19 protein-coding genes, 1 tRNA gene and 1 pseudogene are annotated in these 22,125 nt (G+C 59.3%); 12 read left to right on the forward strand and 9 right to left on the reverse strand.

The window, feature by feature from the left end:
- Positions 1 to 146, forward strand: a pseudogene (locus OKC27_RS10190) (IS4 family transposase); the annotation flags it as partial.
- A gap of 57 nt (positions 147 to 203) precedes the next feature.
- Here OKC27_RS10190 and aceA read toward each other — a convergent pair.
- The 4 genes from aceA to OKC27_RS10210 form a co-directional block, all read right to left on the reverse strand.
- Positions 204 to 1,517, reverse strand: a complete 1,314-nt coding sequence (gene aceA, locus OKC27_RS10195) for an isocitrate lyase (protein WP_019446693.1) — start codon at positions 1,515 to 1,517, stop codon at positions 204 to 206.
- A gap of 75 nt (positions 1,518 to 1,592) precedes the next feature.
- Positions 1,593 to 3,200, reverse strand: a complete 1,608-nt coding sequence (gene aceB / locus OKC27_RS10200) for a malate synthase A (RefSeq protein WP_182939326.1) — start codon at positions 3,198 to 3,200, stop codon at positions 1,593 to 1,595.
- A gap of 688 nt (positions 3,201 to 3,888) precedes the next feature.
- Positions 3,889 to 4,029: a hypothetical protein gene (locus OKC27_RS10205; RefSeq protein ID WP_162851501.1), complete on the reverse strand. Its 141-nt coding sequence runs from the start codon at positions 4,027 to 4,029 to the stop codon at positions 3,889 to 3,891.
- Between the two features lie 223 nt (positions 4,030 to 4,252).
- A tRNA-Pro gene (locus OKC27_RS10210) sits at positions 4,253 to 4,329 on the reverse strand.
- A 249-nt stretch (positions 4,330 to 4,578) separates the two neighbouring features.
- Between OKC27_RS10210 and tadA the strand changes: the two genes are divergently transcribed.
- From tadA to OKC27_RS10255, 9 genes are all read left to right on the forward strand, one after another.
- On the forward strand, positions 4,579 to 5,136 hold the full coding sequence (tadA, locus tag OKC27_RS10215; protein WP_267967768.1) for a tRNA adenosine(34) deaminase TadA: 558 nt from the start codon (positions 4,579 to 4,581) through the stop codon (positions 5,134 to 5,136).
- A 204-nt stretch (positions 5,137 to 5,340) separates the two neighbouring features.
- Positions 5,341 to 7,578 (forward strand): ABC transporter permease subunit, encoded by a 2,238-nt coding sequence (locus OKC27_RS10220; RefSeq protein ID WP_234603098.1) that lies wholly within the window; start codon positions 5,341 to 5,343, stop codon positions 7,576 to 7,578.
- Positions 7,579 to 7,610: 32 nt separating this feature from the next.
- Positions 7,611 to 9,260: a phosphate ABC transporter permease PstA gene (gene pstA, locus OKC27_RS10225; protein ID WP_042655871.1), complete on the forward strand. Its 1,650-nt coding sequence runs from the start codon at positions 7,611 to 7,613 to the stop codon at positions 9,258 to 9,260.
- A 127-nt stretch (positions 9,261 to 9,387) separates the two neighbouring features.
- Positions 9,388 to 10,206: a phosphate ABC transporter ATP-binding protein PstB gene (pstB, locus tag OKC27_RS10230; RefSeq protein WP_270806209.1), complete on the forward strand. Its 819-nt coding sequence runs from the start codon at positions 9,388 to 9,390 to the stop codon at positions 10,204 to 10,206.
- A gap of 84 nt (positions 10,207 to 10,290) precedes the next feature.
- A complete protein-coding gene (gene phoU / locus OKC27_RS10235) occupies positions 10,291 to 11,001 on the forward strand; it encodes a phosphate signaling complex protein PhoU (protein WP_042060395.1) in 711 nt (236 codons plus the stop codon).
- A gap of 190 nt (positions 11,002 to 11,191) precedes the next feature.
- Positions 11,192 to 12,511 carry a hemolysin family protein gene (locus tag OKC27_RS10240; RefSeq protein WP_042060394.1) on the forward strand — a complete coding sequence of 440 codons (1,320 nt, stop codon included), beginning with the start codon at positions 11,192 to 11,194 and terminating at the stop codon, positions 12,509 to 12,511.
- An 18-nt stretch (positions 12,512 to 12,529) separates the two neighbouring features.
- A complete protein-coding gene (locus tag OKC27_RS10245) occupies positions 12,530 to 13,072 on the forward strand; it encodes a hypothetical protein (protein WP_270806210.1) in 543 nt (180 codons plus the stop codon).
- 293 nt (positions 13,073 to 13,365) lie between these two features.
- Positions 13,366 to 14,268, forward strand: a complete 903-nt coding sequence (locus OKC27_RS10250; RefSeq protein WP_213393249.1) for a homocysteine S-methyltransferase family protein — start codon at positions 13,366 to 13,368, stop codon at positions 14,266 to 14,268.
- A gap of 9 nt (positions 14,269 to 14,277) precedes the next feature.
- Positions 14,278 to 15,693 carry a basic amino acid/polyamine antiporter gene (locus OKC27_RS10255; protein WP_182939331.1) on the forward strand — a complete coding sequence of 472 codons (1,416 nt, stop codon included), beginning with the start codon at positions 14,278 to 14,280 and terminating at the stop codon, positions 15,691 to 15,693.
- A 113-nt stretch (positions 15,694 to 15,806) separates the two neighbouring features.
- Here OKC27_RS10255 and OKC27_RS10260 read toward each other — a convergent pair whose 3' ends face one another.
- On the reverse strand, positions 15,807 to 16,646 hold the full coding sequence (locus OKC27_RS10260) for a sterol desaturase family protein (protein ID WP_213393253.1): 840 nt from the start codon (positions 16,644 to 16,646) through the stop codon (positions 15,807 to 15,809).
- 169 nt (positions 16,647 to 16,815) lie between these two features.
- Between OKC27_RS10260 and OKC27_RS10265 the strand changes: the two genes are divergently transcribed.
- Positions 16,816 to 17,607, forward strand: coding sequence for a substrate-binding periplasmic protein (locus OKC27_RS10265; RefSeq protein WP_182939333.1), 792 nt, complete (start codon positions 16,816 to 16,818; stop codon positions 17,605 to 17,607).
- 120 nt (positions 17,608 to 17,727) lie between these two features.
- Here the strand turns inward: OKC27_RS10265 and OKC27_RS10270 are convergent, their stop codons facing one another.
- The 4 genes from OKC27_RS10270 to OKC27_RS10285 all read right to left on the reverse strand — a co-directional run bounded on the left by OKC27_RS10270 (position 17,728) and on the right by OKC27_RS10285 (position 20,420).
- Positions 17,728 to 18,471, reverse strand: a complete 744-nt coding sequence (locus OKC27_RS10270) for an amino acid ABC transporter ATP-binding protein (RefSeq protein ID WP_111806638.1) — start codon at positions 18,469 to 18,471, stop codon at positions 17,728 to 17,730.
- Entirely contained in the window at positions 18,455 to 18,577 is a 123-nt protein-coding gene (locus OKC27_RS10275) for a hypothetical protein (protein ID WP_257696993.1), read from the reverse strand. Before OKC27_RS10275 ends, OKC27_RS10270 begins: the two co-directional genes overlap by 17 nt.
- Positions 18,561 to 19,520 (reverse strand): amino acid ABC transporter permease, encoded by a 960-nt coding sequence (locus OKC27_RS10280; protein WP_042060384.1) that lies wholly within the window; start codon positions 19,518 to 19,520, stop codon positions 18,561 to 18,563. Before OKC27_RS10280 ends, OKC27_RS10275 begins: the two co-directional genes overlap by 17 nt.
- Before the next feature lie 99 nt (positions 19,521 to 19,619).
- Positions 19,620 to 20,420: a transporter substrate-binding domain-containing protein gene (locus tag OKC27_RS10285; protein WP_042060381.1), complete on the reverse strand. Its 801-nt coding sequence runs from the start codon at positions 20,418 to 20,420 to the stop codon at positions 19,620 to 19,622.
- Between the two features lie 512 nt (positions 20,421 to 20,932).
- Here OKC27_RS10285 and OKC27_RS10290 point away from each other — a divergent pair.
- The gene (locus OKC27_RS10290; RefSeq protein ID WP_182932554.1) at positions 20,933 to 22,066 is read left to right on the forward strand and encodes a GGDEF domain-containing protein; all 1,134 of its coding nucleotides are present in this window, start codon (positions 20,933 to 20,935) and stop codon (positions 22,064 to 22,066) included.
- The last annotated feature ends 59 nt before the right edge of the window (positions 22,067 to 22,125 follow it).

A 22,125-nucleotide genomic window follows, 5' to 3' on the forward strand; every position in this document is an offset into this window, starting at 1 on the left:
CGAAGCGGGTAGCTGACCTGGAGAAACAAGCGGGACAGTTTGTGCTGCCGGAACGAAGGGAGCGAAGTTACCCCCGCTGCGTGAAGCCAAGGCCCCAGAGGTATAGTGTGAAAAAAGCCAATAAAAACAATGCCAGTCAGGCTTAACTGACTGGCATTACGGCTTCAGGCCGGGGTTTTGCTATCTCAAGAGGGCTCTGCCTATCAGTGGAACTGATCTTCTTCGGTGGAGCCGGTCAGCGCGGTTACCGAGGATTGGCCACCCTGAATGACGGTGGTCACCTTGTCAAAGTAACCGGTACCGACCTCCTGCTGGTGTGCCACGAAGGTATAGCCACGGCTGGCGGCGGCAAATTCCGGCTCCTGCACCATCTCGACGTAGTGCTTCATCCCCTCGCCACGGGCGTACTGGTAGGCCAGTTCGTACATGTGGAACCACATGTTGTGAATACCCGCGAGGGTGATGAACTGGTACTTGTAACCCATGTCGGAGAGCGCTTGCTGGAAGCGGGCGATGGTGGCATCGTCCAGATTCTTCTTCCAGTTGAAGCTCGGGGAGCAGTTGTAAGCCAGGATGCGATCCGGGAACTTGGCCTTGATCGCTTCGGCAAATTTACGCGCTTCGTCCAGATCCGGCTTGGCGGTTTCACACCACACCATATCGGCGTAGGGGGCGTAAGCCAGACCGCGAGCGATGGCCTGATCGATACCGGCACGAACCTTGTAGAACCCTTCGGCAGTGCGCTCGCCAGTCAGGAAGTCTGAATCGTACGGATCGGCATCGGTGGTCAACAGGTCAGCGGCGTTGGCGTCGGTACGGGCGATCACTAGCGTGGTGGTGCCGCAGACATCGGCTGCCAGACGGGCGGCAACCAGCTTCTGCACCGCTTCCTGAGTCGGTACCAGCACCTTGCCGCCCATATGGCCGCACTTCTTGACGGAAGCGAGCTGATCTTCGAAGTGCACGCCAGCGGCGCCCGCTTCAATCATCCCCTTCATCAGTTCGAAGGCGTTCAGCACGCCGCCGAAACCGGCTTCCGCATCGGCCACGATCGGCAGGAAGTAGTCGATAAAGCCTTCGTCCTGCGGCCCAACCTTGTTGGCCCACTGGATTTGGTCGGCACGGGCGAAGGAGTTGTTGATGCGCTCCACCACTGACGGCACCGAGTTGGCCGGGTAGAGGGACTGATCCGGATACATGGTGGAGGACAGGTTGTTGTCCGCCGCCACCTGCCAGCCGGAGAGGTAAATCGCTTCGATCCCCGCCTTGGCTTGCTGCACTGCCTGACCGCCGGTCAGGGCGCCGAGGCAGTTGACGTAGCCTTTTTTGGCGTCACCGTGGATCAGTTCCCACAGCTTGTCAGCGCCGCGTTGGGCCAGGGTGTGCACCGGCTGCAAGCTGCCGCGCAGGTTCACCACATCTTCGGCGCTGTAGCCGCGCTTGATCCCTTTCCAGCGGGGGTTTTCCGCCCAGTCTTTCTCGATAGCCTGGATCTGTTGCTCACGGGTCAGTGCCATATCAGTTCCCTCTTTCATTGATTTCACGTTTCCATTGACTTGTTATTGGCGGGCTCCGCTGGGGAGGCCCGGAGTTCAGAGCCGCTCGTAACCGGGCAGCGTCAGAAAATCGATCAGGGTATCGGCGCAGGTGATCTCTTCCATCAGTTCGCTTGCCTCGGCAAAGCGTCCAGCCTGCCAGCGCTCGGTACCTACCTCGGCTTTGACCACCTCCTGCTCTTCGGCCAGCATCTGGCGGAACAGCTCCTTGGTCACCACTTTGCCGTTCGACAGGCTCTTGCCGTGGCGGATCCACTGCCAGATGGAGGTACGGGAGATCTCGGCGGTGGCGGCATCTTCCATCAGACCGTAGATGGGCACGCAGCCGTTGCCGTTGATCCAGGCTTCCAGATATTGCAGGGCGACCCGGATATTGGTGCGCATCCCCGCCTCGGTGCGCTCGCCCTCACAGGGGGCCAGCAGGTCGGCGGCGGTGATGGGGGCATCCTGCTCGCGCAGCACGCCGATCTGGTTCTTGGCGCCAGCCGCAATGGTGGCGTTGAACACCGCCATTGCCGTATCAGCGAGGCCGGGGTGGGCGACCCAGGTGCCGTCGTGGCCGTTGTTGGCTTCGCGCTCCTTGTCGGCTTTGACCTTGGCAAACACCTGCTCGTTGACGGCGGCATCCTTGGCCGGGATAAAGGCCGCCATGCCACCCATCGCCAGCGCACCGCGCTTGTGACAGGTCTTGATCAGCAGCCGCGAGTAGGCGGAGAGGAACGGCTTGTCCATGGTCACCACCTGACGATCCGGCAGGACGCGATCTGGGTGGTTCTTCAAGGTCTTGATGTAGCTGAAGATGTAGTCCCAGCGGCCGCAGTTCAGCGCCACTATGTGATCCTTCATCTGATAGAGCAGCTCATCCATCTCGAATACCGCCGGCAGGGTTTCGATCAGTACGGTGGCCTTGATGGTGCCGCGGGGCAGGCCGAACTTGTCCTCGGTCCAGGAGAACACTTCGCTCCACCAGCGCCCTTCAAGATGGCTCTGCAACTTGGGCACGTAGAAGTAGGGGCCCGAGCCTTTGGCCAGCAGCGCCTGATAGTTGTGCAGGAAATAGAGGGCAAAATCGAACAGGCCGCCGGGGATGGGCTCGCCATCGAAGGTGACATGTTTTTCCGGCAGGTGCAGACCACGCACCCGGCAGATGAGGACGGCCGGATTGGGGTTCAGGGTATAAGCCTTTCCTTCCGGACTGGTGTAAGAGACGGTGCCGTTGACCGCATCGCGCAGGTTGATTTGCCCCTCGATCACTTTATTCCAAGCGGGGGCCAGTGAGTCCTCGAAGTCCGCCATGAACACCTTGACGTTGGCGTTGAGGGCGTTGATCACCATCTTGCGCTCGACCGGGCCGGTGATCTCCACACGGCGGTCTTGCAGGTCGGCGGGAATGCCGCGAATGGTCCAGTCACCTTCACGGATGTGGGCGGTTTCCGGCAGGAAGTCCGGCAGCTCGCCGCCATCGATACGGGCCTGACGTGCCACACGTTGTTTCAGCAATTCCCCTCTTTGGGGAGCAAAACGTTCCACCAGTTCGGAGACCAGAGCCACCGCGTCCGGCGTCAGAATTTGCGCGTATTCGGGCAGCATCTCGCCCTGGATGCGAAGGCGGGCGCTGCAGTGGGTCTGAGCCGGTGCCGACATAAGGTTCACTCCTTTGGGAATTACATTTTGAACTTACTAACTACGACTAAAGTCGAATTCCTGTTCTTGCAAACTTCCCGTAACAGCGGGATAACACGATTGATAAGGTGCGAAATATTGTTGATTACGTCAACAGTTTTTTTTAAACGCCTGTTTTCTCGCTGTGGTTAAGTTTATGTTTTTTATTGTTTTATTGGATTGGTATAAAAGCTCTACGCAGATGGTTATGCTCCTGCTTTTTCCCATCGGACAACGGCTAATTTGGGCTGTTACCTGGCCTCTCATTTCGTAACTTATTACGTAATAAAATTACAAATGCAAAAACAAATCCCGACCTAACTCCAGGCTTTGCCAAAACAGCCGTATAAAGTGCGTTTGAATAAGGCAATGAAGGTTTTGCTATTGCTAGGGCTGGTTGGTGAACGCACGTTTTAAACTCGAGGTGGTGATGTGGGTTCTGTTGGCACCAGCGGCTGCAGCGATGGAAAGTGAAGCGCAATAACGTAGGTTTGTATCAGTTGCCGGGGGAAATGCCGGGGAGGGAGGGGGGAGAAGCTTCAGTCAATAATACTGCCATCCTCGATGGAATTAGCAGTTTGTCGTTTTTTGCTGATTTCTCGCCAAGGGCGGGAAACGGAGGGCGTTGAACAGGCGATGTGCCGGGGATTGAGCGGCCATCTGGCCGGGCTCAATAGTCATCATCCGGTTCGGCAAGATCGATCACATCGAGCTGGACGACCTGTTCATCTTCGTTTTCGGTATGGCAAGGGGTGTCGTGAGGAACGGAATAAAGCGCATTGGCGGGTGTGAGATCTGTGGTCTGGTGCATGCCTGGTCCTGTGTTGAACGCAAGCCGGACAGTGATCCCTTCACTGGTGTTTCCACCTCCCTGTTTTGTCTACCGGCGGAAAGTTGCGCATCTTAATGAGTTCGGCAAAAAGATTCAAGTGGTTCTGAGTGTTTTTTGTGCTTGATAGGCAGGCCGCGTCAGGAGGATAAATCGGAGACAAAAAAATAGCCCAGTCGTTTGACTGGGCTATTCTCGGGGAAAATGGTCGGTGTGAGAGGATTCGAACCTCCGACCCTCTACACCCCATGCAGATGCGCTACCTGGCTGCGCTACACACCGACGGAGTCAGACTCGGCTGACGGGGAAGAAGTCTAATAGCATGGCCAAACTGGTGCAACTCCTTTTTTATCATAGAGATGCCGATTGCTTCTTTATTGCTCAGTCGGGATGTGGCTTGGGTCTGACGCGCAGATTTGGCATAATCGCCGCCCTGTCACCGCGAGCTATTATGCCTGCTATCTATGGAATTATCTGACAGGTGTGGATAGCGGGAATGCAAACAGCACAATTGAACAATATAAAGAGGGGATGGGCGTGAAACCATCAGAGGTCCCAGAGACACAGAGTCAGGCACCAAGTCAGACCGCGCAGGACGAACAGTGGATGCGCCATGCCATGGCATTGGCCACCCGGGCCGAAGGGATTGGCGAGATCCCGGTCGGTGCCGTACTGGTGCTGGATGGTCAGGTGGTGGGCGAGGGGTGGAACCGCTCCATCAGCGAGCACGATGCCTGTGCCCATGCCGAGGTGATGGCAATCCGGGCGGCGGGCAAGCAGCTGGCGAACTACCGGCTGCTCGATACCACTCTGTATGTGACGCTGGAGCCCTGCTGCATGTGTGCCGGAGCGCTTATTCATAGCCGGGTCAAGCGGGTGGTTTACGGCGCCCGGGATCTCAAGACCGGTGCCGCAGGGTCGGTGTTCGAAATTTTGCAGGACCCGCGCCACAACCACAGGGTTGAGCTGACCGGCGGCGTGCTGGCTGATGCCTGCTCGGCCCAGTTGTCAGCCTTCTTCAAGCGCCGCCGTGCCGAGAAAAAGGCAGCCAAACAGGCGCTGCAACAATCAAACGATACCCTTTCCTGAATCAATCGGGGGCAGCGCAGGCTGCCCTTGCTGATTTCATTCATAAATATCTCTTTATAAACAATGCATTGCGATCGCCTTCCTTCGACATAATCCCCGCGTTTTTTTCCGCTAACAACCGCTGTTAAAGCGGTTCCGATGTAACAAAACTGTCATGCAACCGCCATATAATGCCGCGAAGCCTAGCTTACATTGAGGTCTTGCATGTCATCGGAATCGTTAAACCTGGTCATGGCGGGCAGTAGAAAACGCCGGATCAAGGATAAATTGGCCAAATATGGCGTCACCACAGGCGGAGCCCTGGTACTGGTGGCACTGTTGCTTATCTTCTTTTATCTGCTCTATGTGGTGAAACCCATCTTCAATGGCGCCTCCATGGAGCCGACCGCCTCGTTTACCCTGCCCGCCGCAGGGAAGACCGCCTGGCTCGGCGTGGAAGAGCAGAACGAGATCGGCTATCGCTTCAGCGATAAAGGGCAGGTGAACTTCTTTGCGGTGCAGGGAGATGACAAGATCAAGGTCGGCCAGTCACTGGGTCAGGCCCAGGTTGCCGGTGACATCACCACGGTGGCGACCCCGGCACCGGGCCAGCGGCTGATCGCCTACGGTTTTGCCGATGGCAAGGCGCAGGTCGTCCAGCCGGCGTTCAAGGTCTCCTATCCCAACGATGTGCGGGTGATTGAACCCAGCCTGCAATATTCCTTCGGCGAAGAGCCGGTGGTGATCGACCCGCAAGGGAAGGCGCTGCAGCTGATGGTGTTCGAAGCCACCAAGGACAAGATGGCGACCGCCGCCGTGACCGAAGATGGTCGTGGCGTGATGACGGTGATGAGCGGTGAGGAGAACTTCCTCTCCGGCGAGATTGAGTGGAGCAGTGAAAACTACACTATTCCGTCTCTGCCACGCCATGTGGATCAGATGTTGCTGACTCCCAATCTGCGGATCCTGTTCGTGCGCGAGGGCAATCGCCTCTCCGTCTATGACATTCATAACCTGAGCGAAATCTCCCTGCGCAACGTGCTGGAGATCAATGCCTCCAACGCCAACGTGACCCGGGTTCAGCTGCTCTCCGGTGCCTCCTCGCTGCTGGTCGGCAATGACAACGGCGTCATCTCCCAGTGGTTCGAAGTGGCGAAGGATGGCAAACGCCAGTTCACCCAAATTCGTGACTTCAAGGGCGATGGTGCGGTGGATCTGCTGACTCCCGAGCACTTTCGCAAAGGCTTCATCAGTGCCGACAAGGACGGCATCATCAGCTTCTTCCACGCCACCGGCGAGACCAAGCTGCTGACCGAGACGGTGGAAGGGGGCGAACTCTCTGCCCTGGCCATCTCCCCCCGTCATAACCTGTTGCTGATGCAGCAAGGGAACACCTTCAAGCTGTTCTCGGTGGAGAACGAACACCCCGAAGTGACCTGGTCTGCCCTCTGGCAACAGGTGTGGTATGAAGGGTATCCGGAGCCCCAGTATGTGTGGCAATCCACCTCAGCCAGCAACGACTTTGAAGCCAAGCTGAGTCTGGTGCCGCTGGTATTCGGTACGCTGAAAGCCTCTTTCTACGCCATGGTGTTTGCTGTACCGCTCGGCGTGGCCGGTGCCATCTATACCGCCTACTTCATGTCGGCGGGGCTGCGCAAATACGTCAAGCCGACGGTCGAGATCATGGCGGCGCTGCCGACCGTTATCCTCGGTTTCCTGGCGGGTCTGTGGCTGGCACCCATCATCGAGGGGGCGCTGCCCGGGGTGATCCTGCTGCTGGTGCTGCTGCCGATGGGGATGCTGCTGACTGCGCTGATCTGGAACTATCTGCCGGAGCGAGGCAAGTCCTGGCTGCCGGAGGGGTGGCACGCCATCCTGCTGATCCCGGTGCTGCTGCTGATTGGCTGGGGTGCCTTCGCCCTGAGCCCGCTCATCGAGAATGCCTTTATGCACGGCGATTCGCGCATCTGGCTGACTCACGAAATGGGCATCAAGTTTGACCAGCGCAACTCGCTGGTGGTCGGTATCGCCATGGGCTTTGCGGTCATCCCCACCATCTTCTCCATCGCCGAAGATGCGGTCTTCTCGGTGCCCAAGCACCTGACCCAGGGCTCGCTGGCGCTGGGTGCCACCCCGTGGCAGACCCTGAGCCGGGTGGTGATCCTCACCGCGAGCCCTGGCATCTTCTCGGCGGTGATGATGGGCCTTGGCCGCGCCGTGGGTGAGACCATGATCGTGCTGATGGCTACCGGCAACACCCCCATCATGGACTTCTCCATGTTCCAGGGGCTGCGTACCCTCGCCGCCAACATCGCGGTGGAGATGCCGGAATCGGAAGTGGGCAGCTCCCACTATCGGGTGCTGTTCCTCGCCGCCTTCGTCCTGTTTGTGTTCACCTTTATGTTCAACACCCTGGCCGAGTTTGTCCGTCAGCGGTTGCGTGAAAAATACAGCTCGATGTAAGGGGCGACTCTGTAATGGACAAGGAATCGACAATGGGTAAGTGGTTTAAATCAGGGGCCCCCTGGATCTGGATGACCGGCGGTGCCGTCAGCCTGAGTCTGGTGGCGGTACTGGGTCTGCTGCTGCTGATCGGCTGGCGTGGTCTGGTCTACTTCTGGCCGCACCCCATCTATGAGTGGCAGCTGGAGGACGCGAGCGGCAACAAGAGCGTGCTGATCGGTGAGATCAACGATCGCGAGCTGGTGCCGGTGGAGCGACTGCGCGCCGCAGGTCTGCCGCTGGAAGGGGAAGAGCGCGAGCTGCTGACCCGCTATCTGGTCAAGACCGGCAACCGCGAGTTCGTTGACCTCGATTTTCGCTGGGTGCTGGAGACGGACATCAAGTCCCAGAGCCAGCCGGCCGAGCTGGCCATGGTTGAGCGTGCCACCAACGGCAACTTCTACGGCTATATCGTCGGGGTTAAAGAGGATGGCCGCGAGCTCACCTCGGATCTGCATCCTGCCCTGCAACGGGTGCTGGCGCGAGCCAATGCCCTCTCCGAACAAGCCAACGATCTGCAAAAAGGGGACATCGGCAGCATCAACTATCAACTGGAGCGGCTGCGCCTGAAAGAGCGCAAGGCCGAGCTGGATGACAAGCTGACCGATCAGCTCAAAGCCGAACTGGCCAGCGAGCGTCAGGCCCTCAACGACCGCTATCAGGTGCTGGAAAAAGAGCTGTTCTCCCTGCGTGCCCAGGCGGACAGAGACAGCATCACGGTCAAGGATATGCGTGGCGAGCTGGTGACCATGCCGATGTCCAAGGTGCTGGATGTGGTATGGCCCAACGACATGAGCCTGCTAGCCAAGGTGGGCCACTGGTTCCACCAGATCGGCAAGTTCGTCTCTGACGATCCCCGTGAAGCCAACACCGAGGGCGGGGTGTTCCCGGCCATCTTCGGCACCGTCTTCATGGTGTTCCTGATGGCGATCATCGTGACCCCGCTGGGGGTGGTGGCGGCGGTTTACCTGCACGAGTATGCGGGCAAGAACAGCCTGACCAAGATCATCCGCATCGCGGTGATCAACCTGGCGGGCGTGCCCTCCATCGTTTACGGCGTGTTTGGTCTGGGCTTCTTCGTCTACACCCTCGGTGGTTCGCTGGATCAGCTGTTCTACCCGGAAGCGCTGCCGAGCCCGACCTTTGGCTCACCCGGCGTGATCTGGTCGGCGCTGACCCTGGCCATCCTGACCCTGCCGGTGGTGATCGTCTCCACCGAAGAGGGGCTGGCGCGGATCCCGAGCACCATCCGTCAGGGCTCGCTGGCACTGGGTGCCACCCAGGCCGAGACCCTGTGGCGCATCGTGCTGCCGATGGCGAGCCCGGCCATCATGACCGGCCTTATTCTGGCGATTGCCCGTGCGGCCGGTGAAGTGGCGCCGCTGATGTTGGTGGGGGTGGTGAAACTGGCGCCGACCCTGCCGATGGATGGCAACTTCCCGTATCTGCATGTGGAGCGCAAGTTCATGCACCTGGGCTTCCACATCTATGACGTCGGCTTCCAGAGCCCCAACGTCGAGGCGGCCCGCCCGCTGGTCTACGCCACCTCCTTCCTGCTGGTGACGGTGATCGTGGGCCTTAACCTGACCGCAATCGGCATTCGTAACCACTTGCGCGAGAAATTCCGGTCGCTGGAGCATTAATCCGGCGTCCTTGAGACAAGATCGAGAGAACAGATGTGCGGACCAAAGAGTGCCGCCATCTGTCAGCAGCAATCATGGCAGTCGCTGGCAAGAGTCCGGCTACTCCAGACTGATTTTGAGGTAAAAGATGATCAACGTAACGACCACGTCCACCCAGCACACCGCGCTGGACCTGCTCAACCTGAGCCCGGAGCAGACCGCGCTGGAGGTGAAGGATCTCAACCTGTACTACGGCAGCAAGCAGGCGCTGTTCAACGTCAACATGAAGATCCCCAAGGGGCAGGTGACCGCCTTTATCGGCCCGTCCGGCTGTGGCAAATCGACCCTGCTGCGCTGCATCAACCGGATGAACGATCTGGTGGAGATCTGCCGCATCGAGGGGGAGATCCAGCTGCACGGCCACAACATCTATGACAAGAGCGTCGATGTCTCCGCTTTGCGTCGTCAGGTGGGCATGGTGTTCCAGCGCCCGAACCCCTTCCCCAAGTCCATTTACGAGAACGTGGTCTATGGCCTGCGCCTGCAGGGGATCAACGATCGCCGCACTCTGGATGAAGCCGCCGAGCGCTCCCTGCGTGGTGCGGCCCTGTGGGATGAGGTGAAGGACCGTCTGCACGACAACGCCTTCGGTCTCTCCGGTGGTCAGCAGCAGCGTCTGGTGATTGCCCGTGCCATTGCCATCGAGCCGGAAGTGTTGCTGCTCGACGAACCGACCTCGGCGCTCGACCCCATCTCCACCCTCACCATCGAGGAGCTGATCAACGAGCTCAAGAGCCAGTTCACCGTGGTGATCGTGACCCACAACATGCAGCAGGCGGCGCGGGTGTCGGATCAGACCGCCTTCATGTACATGGGCGCGCTTATCGAGTACTCGGATACCAACACCATTTTCACTACCCCGGCCAAGAAGAAGACCGAAGACTACATCACCGGTCGTTACGGCTAAGGAGAGGAAAGGATGAACCTCAGCAAACAGATTGGCAGTCGGTTCCACGACTAGGGCATACTCGGAGCATCAAGGATTATTTGTATGGACAATATGAACCTCAATAAACACATCTCCGGTCAGTTCAATGCCGAGCTAGAGAGCGTGCGCAATCAGGTGCTGGTGATGGGTGGTCTGGTGGAGCAGCAGCTCACCGATGCCATCGCGGCGATCCACGATCAGGATCTCGATGCAGCGCGCAAAATCGTGGCCAACGACCACAAGGTCAACGCCATGGAAGTGGCGATCGACGAGGAGTGCACTCGCATCATCGCCAAGCGTCAGCCGACAGCGTCCGACCTGCGACTGGTGATGGCCATCATCAAGACCATCACCGATCTGGAGCGCATTGGCGACGTGGCCGACAAGATCGCCCGCATGCTGACCGACAACGCCAACAAGCCGCAGCCGCCGCTGGTGTCGCTGGAGAACATGGGCCGTCGCACCATCAAGATGCTGCACGATGTGCTCGACGCCTTCGCCCGCATGGATCTGGATGCAGCGCTGGCGGTCTACAAGGAAGATGACAAGGTAGACCGTGAGTACGAGTCCATCATCCGCGAGCTGATGACCTACATGATGGAAGATCCCCGCACCATCCCCCAGGTCCTCAACGTGTTGTGGGCGGCGCGTGCCATCGAGCGGGTCGGCGATCGCTGCCAGCACATCTGCGAGTACATCGTCTACTACGTGAAAGGCAAGGATGTGCGCCACACCAAGGCGGACGATCTGGGCTCCCTGCTGGGCAAGGGCTGACCGGAAGTGAATAAAAAGGCGCGTGAAGCGCCTTTTTTGTTGCATAACTGGTCGGAGTAAGATAAAGCCCCCAACTGGCTGTTTTCTGATAGAATACGTCCCCTGTGTGAGTCCCGGATGGACTCACGGTCCGGTCTCCCGGGCCCAGTTTGCCGTCTTGTGCTAAGGCGGGTGTAGCAATAGGTTCATCATGAGTTTTGCCGATAGTTTGTTCTTTTTAATGCTGCTGGTAGGCGGCAGTGTGTTTTTCTCCCTCTCCGAGATCTCTCTCGCCGCGTCTCGCAAAATCAAGTTGCAGGTGATGGCGGATGAAGGCAATCGCCAGGCCGAAAAGGTGCTGGCCCTGCAGGCCCAGCCGGGTAACTTTTTCACCGTGGTGCAGATTGGCCTCAATACCGTCGCCATTCTGGGCGGTATCCTGGGTGAGTCTGCCCTCAACCCCGCCATCAAGGAGATTGTCTCCCAGTTCTACCAGGGCCCCTGGCTTGGCGAGATCAGCTCCGGTGCCTCCTTCGTGTTCGTCACCGGCATGTTTATCCTGATCGCCGACCTGATGCCCAAGCGTCTGGCCATGACCATGCCCGAGCAGATTGCCGTGGTGGTGGTGCGCCCCATGCTCTTCTTCGTCACCGTGCTGATGCCGCTGGTGTGGGTCTTCAACGGGTTGGCCAACTCCCTGTTCCGCCTGCTGCGCGTCTCCACGGTGCGCAACGACGAGATCACCTCCGACGATATCTATGCGGTGATGGATGCAGGCGCTGAGGCCGGCGTTATCCAGCGCGAGGAGCATCAGCTCATCGAGAACGTGTTCGAGCTGCAATCCCTTGGCGTTACCTCCGCCATGACGGCCCGCGAGAGCCTGATCTACTTCACCCTGCAAGAGAGTGAAGAGAGCATCAAGGCGAAGATCGCCGAGCACCCTCACAACAAGTTTCTGGTCTGTGACCACAACCTCGACAGCATCAAGGGCTTCGTCGATGCCAAAGAGCTGCTGATCCGCGTCATCAGTGGCCAAAGCATCGATCTCATCGGCGGCAATCTGGTGCAGAACGTCATCATCATCCCCGATACCCTGAACCTCTATGAGGCGATGGAGTACTTCAAAAATCATCGTGGCGACTTTGCCGTGGTGATGAACGAGTACGCGCTGGTGGTGGGGATCGTCACCATGAACGACCTGATGAGTACCGTGATGGGCGAGTGGGCGACTCACGTGGTGGAAGAGCAGATCGTCCAGCGTGACGAGAACTCCTGGCTGGTGGACGGGGTGACCCCTATCTCCGACGTGATGCGCGCCTTCGATATCGAAGAGTTCCCCGAGAACCAGAACTACGAGACCATTGCCGGCTTCATCATGTATATGCTGCGCAAGATCCCCAAGCGCACCGACTCGGTCAAATACGCCGGTTACAAGTTCGAAGTGGTCGATATCGACAGTTACAAGATCGATCAGCTGCTGGTTACCCGGGTCGAACCGGTGGTGGCCGAAAAGCCAGTTCAGGAATCGTAAAAGGAGCGACATAGAGTCATGAAGATGCAGTCTCATTCCCGTGCGCTGGCCTGTGTCGCGCTCGCCCTGGCACTGGGTGCCTGTAGCCAGAGTGCGCCGCGCAAAGCCACGGTGGCTGCCAAGCCGGCAGCTCCCAAGCCCGCCGTGGTCGTGCCGCAGCCGGATCCCGATGCGGTGGTGCAAAGCGGCATGGCAGAGCCGAGCCCAGTTTTTGATGAGCAGTACCACGGCCCGGATCAAGGATCGCTGGAGTCGGTGACCGCCCTGTTTGCCCGTGGCTACATCGAGTCCGCCATGCGCGAGACCATGCTGGCGGCGGTGCACAACGACTATCCGCTGCTCGGCATGCGGGATGTGCGGTTGACCGATCCGGTCTCCAAATTCCTCACCTCCAGCCATGCGGCCACCACGGCTCATGACTACCTCTATGCAGGCGTACAGCGTCTCCTCGGTCGTCCGCTCAGCCCTGCCCAGTGGGAGCAGATCTGGCGTGGCTTGCCGCAGCAGGGTCGGGTCTCCGACTGGGTCAAACAGATCAAGCGAGTGCTGGCAGGGCGTTAAGCCGCCAGCGGATCAAGATAGTGATGAGGCCACCTTCGGGTGGCCTCTTGCATTTCTGCATTTGCCTTGCCGGTCGCATGCTGATTTCTGCTGATACTGATTGCCGCCCGTGGCGCTTTGTTTTATCTTGTTTTGGCCATCTAAACATCTATATGTTTTTATGGCTTCATAATAAAAGGGCTTCCCAGGATGAAGCCGGACGATCTGCAGCGATTCGACGCGAAACCGCAGATCAACAAAACAAACAGATAAATACGCACATAAACAACGCACATAACAAAGAGACACGACAGATGGAAACCAGGGAATTGTGGGTGCTGGATGGGGGCATGGGGCGCGAGCTGGCACGGCGGGGGGCACCGTTTCGTCAGCCCGAGTGGTCGGCGCTGGCCTTGATGGAGGCGCCCGAGACGGTGCGTGAGGTGCATCAGGCCTATGTGGCGAGCGGGGCCAGGGTCATCACCACCAACAGCTATGCGCTGGTGCCGTTTCATATCGGCGATGAGCGCTTCTTTGCCGACGGGGAGGGGCTGGCAGCCCTGGCTGGTCAACTGGCCCGCGAGGTGGCTGACGATCAGCATGGCGCCGTGCAGGTGGCGGGTTCGCTGCCGCCGCTCTTTGGCTCTTACCGTGCCGATCTGTTCAAGGCGGACAGGGTGAGCGAGCTTGCCACGCCGCTTATCCGGGCGCTGTCACCTTATGTGGATATCTGGCTGGCGGAGACCATGAGCCTGATTGCCGAGCCGCTGGCCATCCGGGCCCTGTTGCCCAAGGACGGCAAGCCGTTCTGGGTCTCCTTCACCCTGGAAGATGAGGCGCCGGGCAACGAGCCGCGACTGCGTTCCGGCGAGCGGGTGGCCGATGCGGTTAGCGCGTTGGTGGCGGCCGGGGTGGATGCCATCCTGTTCAACTGCTGTCAGCCCGAAGTGATTGAGGCCGCGTTGAAGGTGGCCGGTGACAGGTTGCAGGCAGTGGGCCGCGCTGACATTCGCCTCGGTGCCTATGCCAACGCCTTCCCGCCGCAACCCAAGGAGGCCACCGCCAATGACGGGCTGGACGAGATCCGCGCCGATCTGGGGCCGCTGGATTATCTCGGCTGGGCCGAGCGCTGGCGCGCAGCCGGTGCGAATTTGATCGGTGGTTGCTGCGGCATCGGCCCCGAGCATATTCAGGCGCTGAGCAGCCGGTTGCGCTAAGGAGCCCCCATGAAAGAGAACAAGATTGGGCTCTGGTCCCTCACCGCGCTGGTGTTCAGCTCCATGGTAGGGGCGGGAATTTTCAGCCTGCCCCAGAACATGGCCGAGGTGGCTGGCGCGCGCGCCGTGCTGATCGGCTGGGGTGTGACCGGGGTGGGCATCCTGGCGCTCGCCATGAGTTTTCTCTATCTGTCGCGGCTCAGGCCGGATCTCGACGGCGGCATCTATAGCTTCGCCCGCGCCGGTTTTGGCGATCTGGTGGGCTTCTTCTCCGCCTGGGGATATTGGCTCTGTGCCACCATCGGCGTGGTGGGCTATCTGGTGATCGCCTTTGCGGCGCTGGGCAGCTTTATCGATACCCCCGAGCAGATCTGGTTTGGTGATGGCAATACCCTGGCGGCGTTTGTCGGTGAATCCTGCATCCTCTGGGCGGTGCACCTGCTGGTGGCCCGTGGTGTGCAGCAGGCGGCGTTGTTCAATCTGGTGGCGACTCTGGCCAAGAGCCTGCCGCTGCTGCTGTTTATCCTGTTCGCCTGCTACTGGTTCGATCCGGTCACCTTCGCGGCGGATCAGCAGGGCAGCACCCTGGCGGTGCCGGTCTCCGAGCAGGTGCGCAATACCATGCTGATCACCCTCTGGGTCTTTACCGGCATCGAGGGGGCGGCAGTGCTGTCGGCCCGCGCCAGAAACCGACGGGATGTGGGCACGGCCACCGTGCTCGGCGTGGTGTTGGCGCTGCTGCTCTATGTGCTTATCTCGGTGCTGGCGCTGGGGATATTGAGTCGCCCCGAACTGGCTGCCCTGCCCAACCCCTCCATGGCAGGGCTGATGGCCCAGATGACCGGCTCCTGGGGCAAGGTGCTGATCAGTGTCGGCCTTATCGTCTCGGTGCTCGCCTCTTACGTGAGCTGGACCCTGTTCTCGGCCGAGGTGCCGTTCAGCGCGGCCCGTCACGGTGCGTTTCCCGCCATCTTCCGGCGCCAGAACCGCAACGGCACCCCCATCGCATCGCTCTGGCTCACCAGTCTGACGGTGCAGACATGCCTGCTGTTGGTGTGGCTGCTCGGCAAGGGCTACACCAGCTTATTGCTTATCTCGACCTCGATGATCCTGGTGCCCTACCTGCTGATCGGCCTGTTTCTGCTCAAGCTCTCGTTCAGCAGGAAGGGGGACGGAGGGCAGGGCCAGAGCCTGATGCGGACGGTGGCGCTGGTGTCGAGTGGTTACGGCTTCTGGCTGCTCTATGCCGCCGGGGTGGAGTATCTGCTGCTCTCCTTACTGCTCTACGGGCCGGGCCTGCTGCTGTTTCTCTACAGCCGCCGTCAGCTGGGGGCGGATCTGCGCCTGAGCGGCCGCGAGCGATGGCTGGCCGGAGTGACCTTGCTGAGCCTGATCCCCGCCGTCTGGTCGTTCGCCCATCTCTGATATCGAAGATGTGATTGACCATATAAAGAGAGCGCCACCGTGGCGCTCTCTTTGTTATCAGGGACTGGTTATCAGGGACTTGCTATCCGGACTTTGTTATTTGGGGCGAGGGCTCAGCGACTGGCAGGCCCGGCCGGTTTGCCAAACAAAACGGCGAGCTTTTGTCGCCATGGCAGGCCTCGGGCATCACGCAGCATGTCGCGCCACTCATGGAAGGTGAGAGTGAGGGGGTTGAAGCTGTGGATCGGCTTGGTGATGCCAAAGCGACACGGCTCGGCCGGGTCTTCTTCGACAAAGGTGCCGAACAGCCGATCCCAGATAATCAGCACCCCGGCAAAGTTGCGGTCTATGTACTTGGCGTTGCTGGCGTGGTGCACCCTGTGGTGGGAGGGGGTGTTGAAGATCCACTCAAGCCAGCCGAGTTTGCCCACCACCTGGGTGTGGACGAAGAACTGGAAGCCCAGGCTGAGCAGCACGGTGGCGACCACCGCCTCGGGCGGGAAGCCGATGACAATCATCGGGATCCAGAACAGCCACATGCCGGAGATTGGGTACATCAGGCTCTGGCGAAAGGCGGTGGAGAGGTTGAGTCGCTCCGAGCTGTGGTGCACCACATGGGACGCCCACAACCAGCGCACATGGTGGCTGGTGAAGTGGAACAGCCAGTAGCAGAGATCCTGCAACAGGAACAGCAGCAGCACGCTCCAGAGGTTCAGCTCGATATCGAACAGCCGCCAGCCCCAGAGGGTGTCATACAGATAAGCGATGGCGATGGCCGCCAGCGCATCGCCTCCCTGATGCATCAGGGCCAGCGCGGCGTTGGCGAACAAGTCTCGCCACTGGTAGGTGGCGGTGGGGAAGGCGGCGCCATGTTTGCGCAGGTAGAGCATCTCCCAGCCGACAAAGGCCAGAAAAATCGGGGAGAGGTAGAGCAGAAGCAGTTGCACATTCATAGCGGCCATCCATTCAGAGCAATTGCTCTCCAGCATAAAGGATGGCTTTAATAATTCATTAACATTTTCCGTCGGCGTAGAAATAGCGGAAAAGAGGGTGCTGCAACCGCAGAGGAAGGCACGGCGGATGGCTATGCTTGATGCAGGCTTGTTCAGGAGGATCTGGCTTATGCGCGTATGGTGCTGCTTGTTGCTGGGGTTGTGCATGATGGCGCACGCCAAGACCCGGGTCGAGATCCTGGCGGATGCCGCCTATCCCCCCTACTCCTGGCAGGAGGGGGAGGAGGTCAGGGGTATCTATGCCGATATCATTCGTGAAGTGACAGCTTCCATGAGTGACTATGAGGTGGTGCTCAAACCCATGCCCTGGCGCCGCGGCCTGAGCCTGGTGGAGCGGGGCAGTGCGTTTGCCATTTTCCCTCCCTACTATCTGCCCGATGCTCGCCCTTATATCTGGCCCTACTCCCAGCCGATACTCGATGAAGAGCTGGTAGTGATGTGCGGCGCCAGTGTGGCAGCCAATACCCCGCAGGCACGGTTTCCTGATGACTACAGCGGTCTTCGCTTCGGAATCAATGCCGGTTTCACCGTGGGAGGCGATCTCTTCTGGCAGGCAGTGAAAGAGAAGCAGATCGATGTGGAGGAGGTGAAAAGCAATCGGGAAAATCTGCTCAAGATAGTGCGTGGCCGTATCGACTGCACCGTCAATGACCGTATCTCGCTGCTCTATGAACTGTTCAAAATGATACAGGGATCGCAACTGGCGGTGACCGATATGTCCTTGCTCAAGCAGGGCCCCGTGCTCAGCAAGGAGCAGGGGTTTCTCGGTTACAGCCGCAAGGGGGAGTTCCCCTACAAGCAGGCCTTTATCGAGCAGTTTGACAAGGAGCTTTACCTGCTCAAGAAACGTGACGGGGTGAGGAGCATCGTGGAGCGCTATCTGGGAAAGTCCCCGCGCTGAGCCGATGAGAGGGGGACTCGGGTTCAGCGGATGGGGGGCTCCTGCATGAAGAACACCCTGCATGAAGAACAAGAAGAGGGACCCTGGGTCCCTCTTCGTCTATCCACTGTGTTGTGGTCGCTACAGCACCTGACTCAGGAACTGGCGCAGACGCGGAGAGGGGGGATTGTCGAAGAAGTCGGCAGGCTTCTCATCCACCAGCAGTTCGCCACTCTCCATAAAGAGCACCCGATCCGCCACTTCGCGGGCAAAGCCCATCTCGTGGGTCACCACCACCATGGTCATCCCCTCGCGGGCCAGCCCCTTCATCACATCCAGCACTTCACCCACCATCTCGGGGTCCAGCGCACTGGTCGGCTCGTCAAACAGCATGATGCGCGGCTGCATGGCGAGCGCCCGGGCGATCGCCACCCGCTGCTGCTGACCGCCGGAGAGCTGGGACGGGTAGCTGGCCGCTTTCACCGACAGTCCCACTTTCAGCAGCAGCGCCTTGGCTCTGTCTTCGGCATCACGGCGCGACAGGCCGCGCACCTTCTGCGGGGCGAGGGTGATGTTGTCCAGTACCGTCAGGTGGGGGAAGAGGTTGAAGGACTGGAACACCATGCCCACCTCTTCCCGCAGCTTGTTGACGTCGCCCGGCTCGGTCAGGCAGATGCCATCGACCACGATGTTGCCGTCGTTGATGGTCTCCAGTTGGTTGAGGGTGCGCAGGAAGGTCGATTTGCCCGAGCCGCTGGGGCCGACGATCACCACCACTTCCCCTTCAGCCACCTGGGTGCTGACGTTTTTCAGGGCGTGCACCTCGGTGCCGTAGAACTTCTCTACGCCGGTCGCCTTGATGATGGGATCAGTTGCTGTACGCATATTTCGCCTCCAGAAAACGAACCGGGAAGGCGCTGGGGGTACCGGTGATGGCAGCACTTATCGATGCCTGTTGCACCTTGATAATGGGATCAGTTGCTGCGCGCATATTTCACCTCGAGACGACGCACCAGGAAAGAGAGGGTGCCGGTGAGCACCAGATAGAGCAGGGCCACGGTAAACCACACCTCGAACGGGCTGAAGGTGGAGCTGACCACCTCGCGTCCCGCCTTGGTCAGATCGGTGATGGAGATGACCGAGACCAGCGAGGAGTCCTTGATCAGGTTGATGAACTGGCCTGCCAGCGGCGGCAGCACCCGTTTGAACGCCTGCGGCAGAATGACGTAGCGCATGGTCTGGGCCGAGGTCATACCCAGGCTGCGGCCCGCCTCCATCTGCCCCTTGTGGATGGAGCTGATACCGGCGCGGACGATCTCCGCCACATAGGCGCCGGTAAAGACCGCCAGCGCGGCGACCCCGGCGGTGAAGCGATCGAGGTTCAGCACGGTGCCGATAAAGAAGTAGACGATGAAGATCTGCACCAGCAGCGGCGTGCCGCGGATGAGCTCCACGTAAGTGACCGCCAGATTGCGCAGGGCTGGGTTGGGGGAGAGACGCGCCAGCCCGGCCAGCGTGCCGAGCAGGATGGCGAAGATGCCCGCCACCAGCGAGAGCTTGACGGTGACCCAGACGCCCCAGGCGATGGGGCCTGCGGTCCAGCTCAGCTGGGTGTCGAGGGTATCGCCACGAAAAATGGTATCCCCTTCGGCGACTTGTACGCCGGTGCTGGCGATGGCTTGCCGCACATTGGGGTCGAGATCGTCTTGCAGGAACAGCTTGCCCTTCTCGGCCTCGCTGGTGCCTGCAATCACGGTGCCGTCAAATTCGGCCAGATTCTTCTGTTCCGCCTGATAGGCGATGTATTGGGGAATGCGTTCCCAGCGCCAGGTGTAATCCACGGACTGGACAGCCTTGTAGATGCCGAATACCGCAACCAGCAGCATCAGCAGGAAGACGCCCTGCCAGAGTAGCTGATTGGGCTGTTTTTCCATCTGTCTTGTCGGTTTGGGTGTGTGCACAGTCACAACCTCTTCTCGTTATTGTGTGGGGAGCTGCGTGGTGCAGGGGCGGCATATGCCGCCCCCCGGAGGTTATTTGAGCTGGTTCAGCCAGGTATTGGATTCGAACCACTTCTTGTAGAGACGGTCGTAGCTGCCATCGCCCTTGATCTGGCGCAGGTAGTTGTTAAACCAGTTGAGGGTGTCCTGATCCCCTTTGCGGATGGCCCAGGCCAGTGGCTCGAAGGTGAACGGCTTGTCGAGGTGCACCACGGCGCCCTGATTCTGGGAGGCGAAGATGGCGTTGTAGGGCAGGTCATAGACGAAGGCATCGACCTTGCCGTTGATCACTTCCAGCTTGGCGTCATCCTGGGTTTCAAACTGCAGCAGGGTGGCTTTGGGGATCAGGCGCTTGACCGCCTGCTCGCCGGTGGTGCCGAGCTTGACCGCGATCTTGTACTTGGGATCGTTGAGGTCGGTGAAGGATTTGATTTCGCCCGCTTTCTCTTTGCGCAGGACTATGGTCTGGCCGACCACGATGTAAGGATCGGCGAAGTTGACTCGCAGGTTGCGCTGGGGAGTGACGGTCATGCCGCCCATGATGACGTCGAACTTGTTGGTCAAGAGCGCCGGAATGATGCCATCCCAGGCGGTGTTGACGAACTCGACCTTCACGCCCATCTCTTTGGCGACCATCTTGGCCAGATCCACGTCAAAGCCGATGTATTGGCCCTGCTTGTTGGTCATTTCAAAGGGTTGATAGCCCGCATCGAAGCCAACTCGCAGCACGCCGCGTTCGAGCACGGCATCCAGGGTGGACGTGGGGGCTGGGGTCGGCGCCGCCGTGGCGATCCCGCAAAACAGCAGGGTAGAAAGAATCAGTTTTTTGATCATAAGTGACGTCTCTGTCGGTGGTGTGTTCGGCCTTGAACCTGATCCCGTGCGACTCCGTGGCACAAGAGACTGCTGCATCCGGCAACAGGCAAGACAGGATGAATGTCTTGAGCGGGACAAAAGCCCCATATGAGATGCTATGAATAGTGGTTGAGTGAAAAATGTACCAAAAACAGATTGTGTCAGAAGACTCAACAGGTTAGAGACATTTATTGCTCATGGCTTCATTCATAAAATCACACGAAAACAACATATCTATCTAATGGGGTGGGTTCAAGCCCAAATTGTGCCCAAGACATTTTGTTACATAGCGAGGGGCTCGCATGTGGCTTTTGTCGGGGGGATCTCATCAGCGGGTATGCATCGAGCCTGTGGTGACGGAATGGCGATAGTGATCCAGCAGCGCGAAAAACCGGCGAACAGGATGTTTTTATTGTGAAAACAGTCAGGTCCCTCTGGGTCTAGGCAAACGCTTCTCATATACTCAGTTACCCTCTCTGTATGGCTTTGGTATGGACGCCTCACTACTGCTCAAGCTGGATATTTTTACCTTGATGATCATGGCCTTGTGTGGCTATTGTCTCGGTTTCCTCACGCTCACCATCATTCGCGTGACTCACCACGATATTCCCGGCGTCGGGGTCTGGTGGTGGTCCAGCCTGTTTGCCATGCTGGGTCAGGCGGGATTCGCCAGTCTGCTGCTGACCCCCACGCCTTATGGCTCCTGGGTTGGCAATGTATTCCTGATTTTTCATGTGTTGTTGCTGCTGGTCGCCCAGCGCTGTTTCTTCCGTCAACCGCCCGGCTGGCGCGCTTGCTGGGGGTTCATCCTGCTGTTTGCCGCCATCATGACCTGGTCGGTCGCCATCGATGGCCGGATTGCGGTGCGGGTGATGATCAGCAGCGCCACCTTCCTCGTGCTCAGTACGCTGATCATCTGGCAGCTCTGGCGCCACGGCCGCCCTGATTATCAGGTGGCGGTCTGGGTGCTGATTGGCCTCAATCTGGTGCTGATTGCCATGACCCTGATGCGGATATGTGCCGTCTGGGGCGAGGTGATTGAAAGCCCGTTCCAGCGCCAGCTGTTCAATGTGTTGCCCTATGTATCCATGCTGGTGGGCAGCTCCATGCTTACCTTCGGGGTGCTGCTGCTCTGCAACCAGCACCGGGCGCTGGAGCTGCGCTATCAGGCCAGTCATGACCCGCTGACCGGGTTGTTCAATCGTCGCGGTTTTATGGAACGTCTGGCCCGGGGACGGCCGGCACAACAGGGGGCGTTGGTGGTGCTCGATCTGGATGATTTCAAGCAGGTCAACGATCGGCATGGTCATGAGGTGGGCGATCGGGTGCTGGAGCGGGTCGGGCTGGCGCTGCGCGAGCTGGAGGGGGTGTTGGCCGGTCGCTTTGGGGGCGAGGAGTTTGTGCTGTTGTTTCGCCATGCCACCGCAGAGGAGGCGATCGCCCGTTGCCAGTCACTGCTGGTTCAGCTTGCGGCCAGCGAGGTAGAGGGGATCCATATTACCGTCAGCATGGGGGTCGCCCACTGGCAGGGAGAGTGGCATTTCGACCACCTGTTCCGGCGCGCCGATGACGCCCTCTATCGGGCCAAGCGGGAAGGGAAGAATAGGGTCTGTCAGGCGGCCTGAGGCAGGAATAGATTCAGGGATAAAGGCAGGGCGCGGTGATCCGCGCCCTGCCTACTTCC

Source organism: Aeromonas sp. QDB62 (assembly GCF_027705695.1).
Lineage (GTDB): Bacteria > Pseudomonadota > Gammaproteobacteria > Enterobacterales > Aeromonadaceae > Aeromonas > Aeromonas allosaccharophila.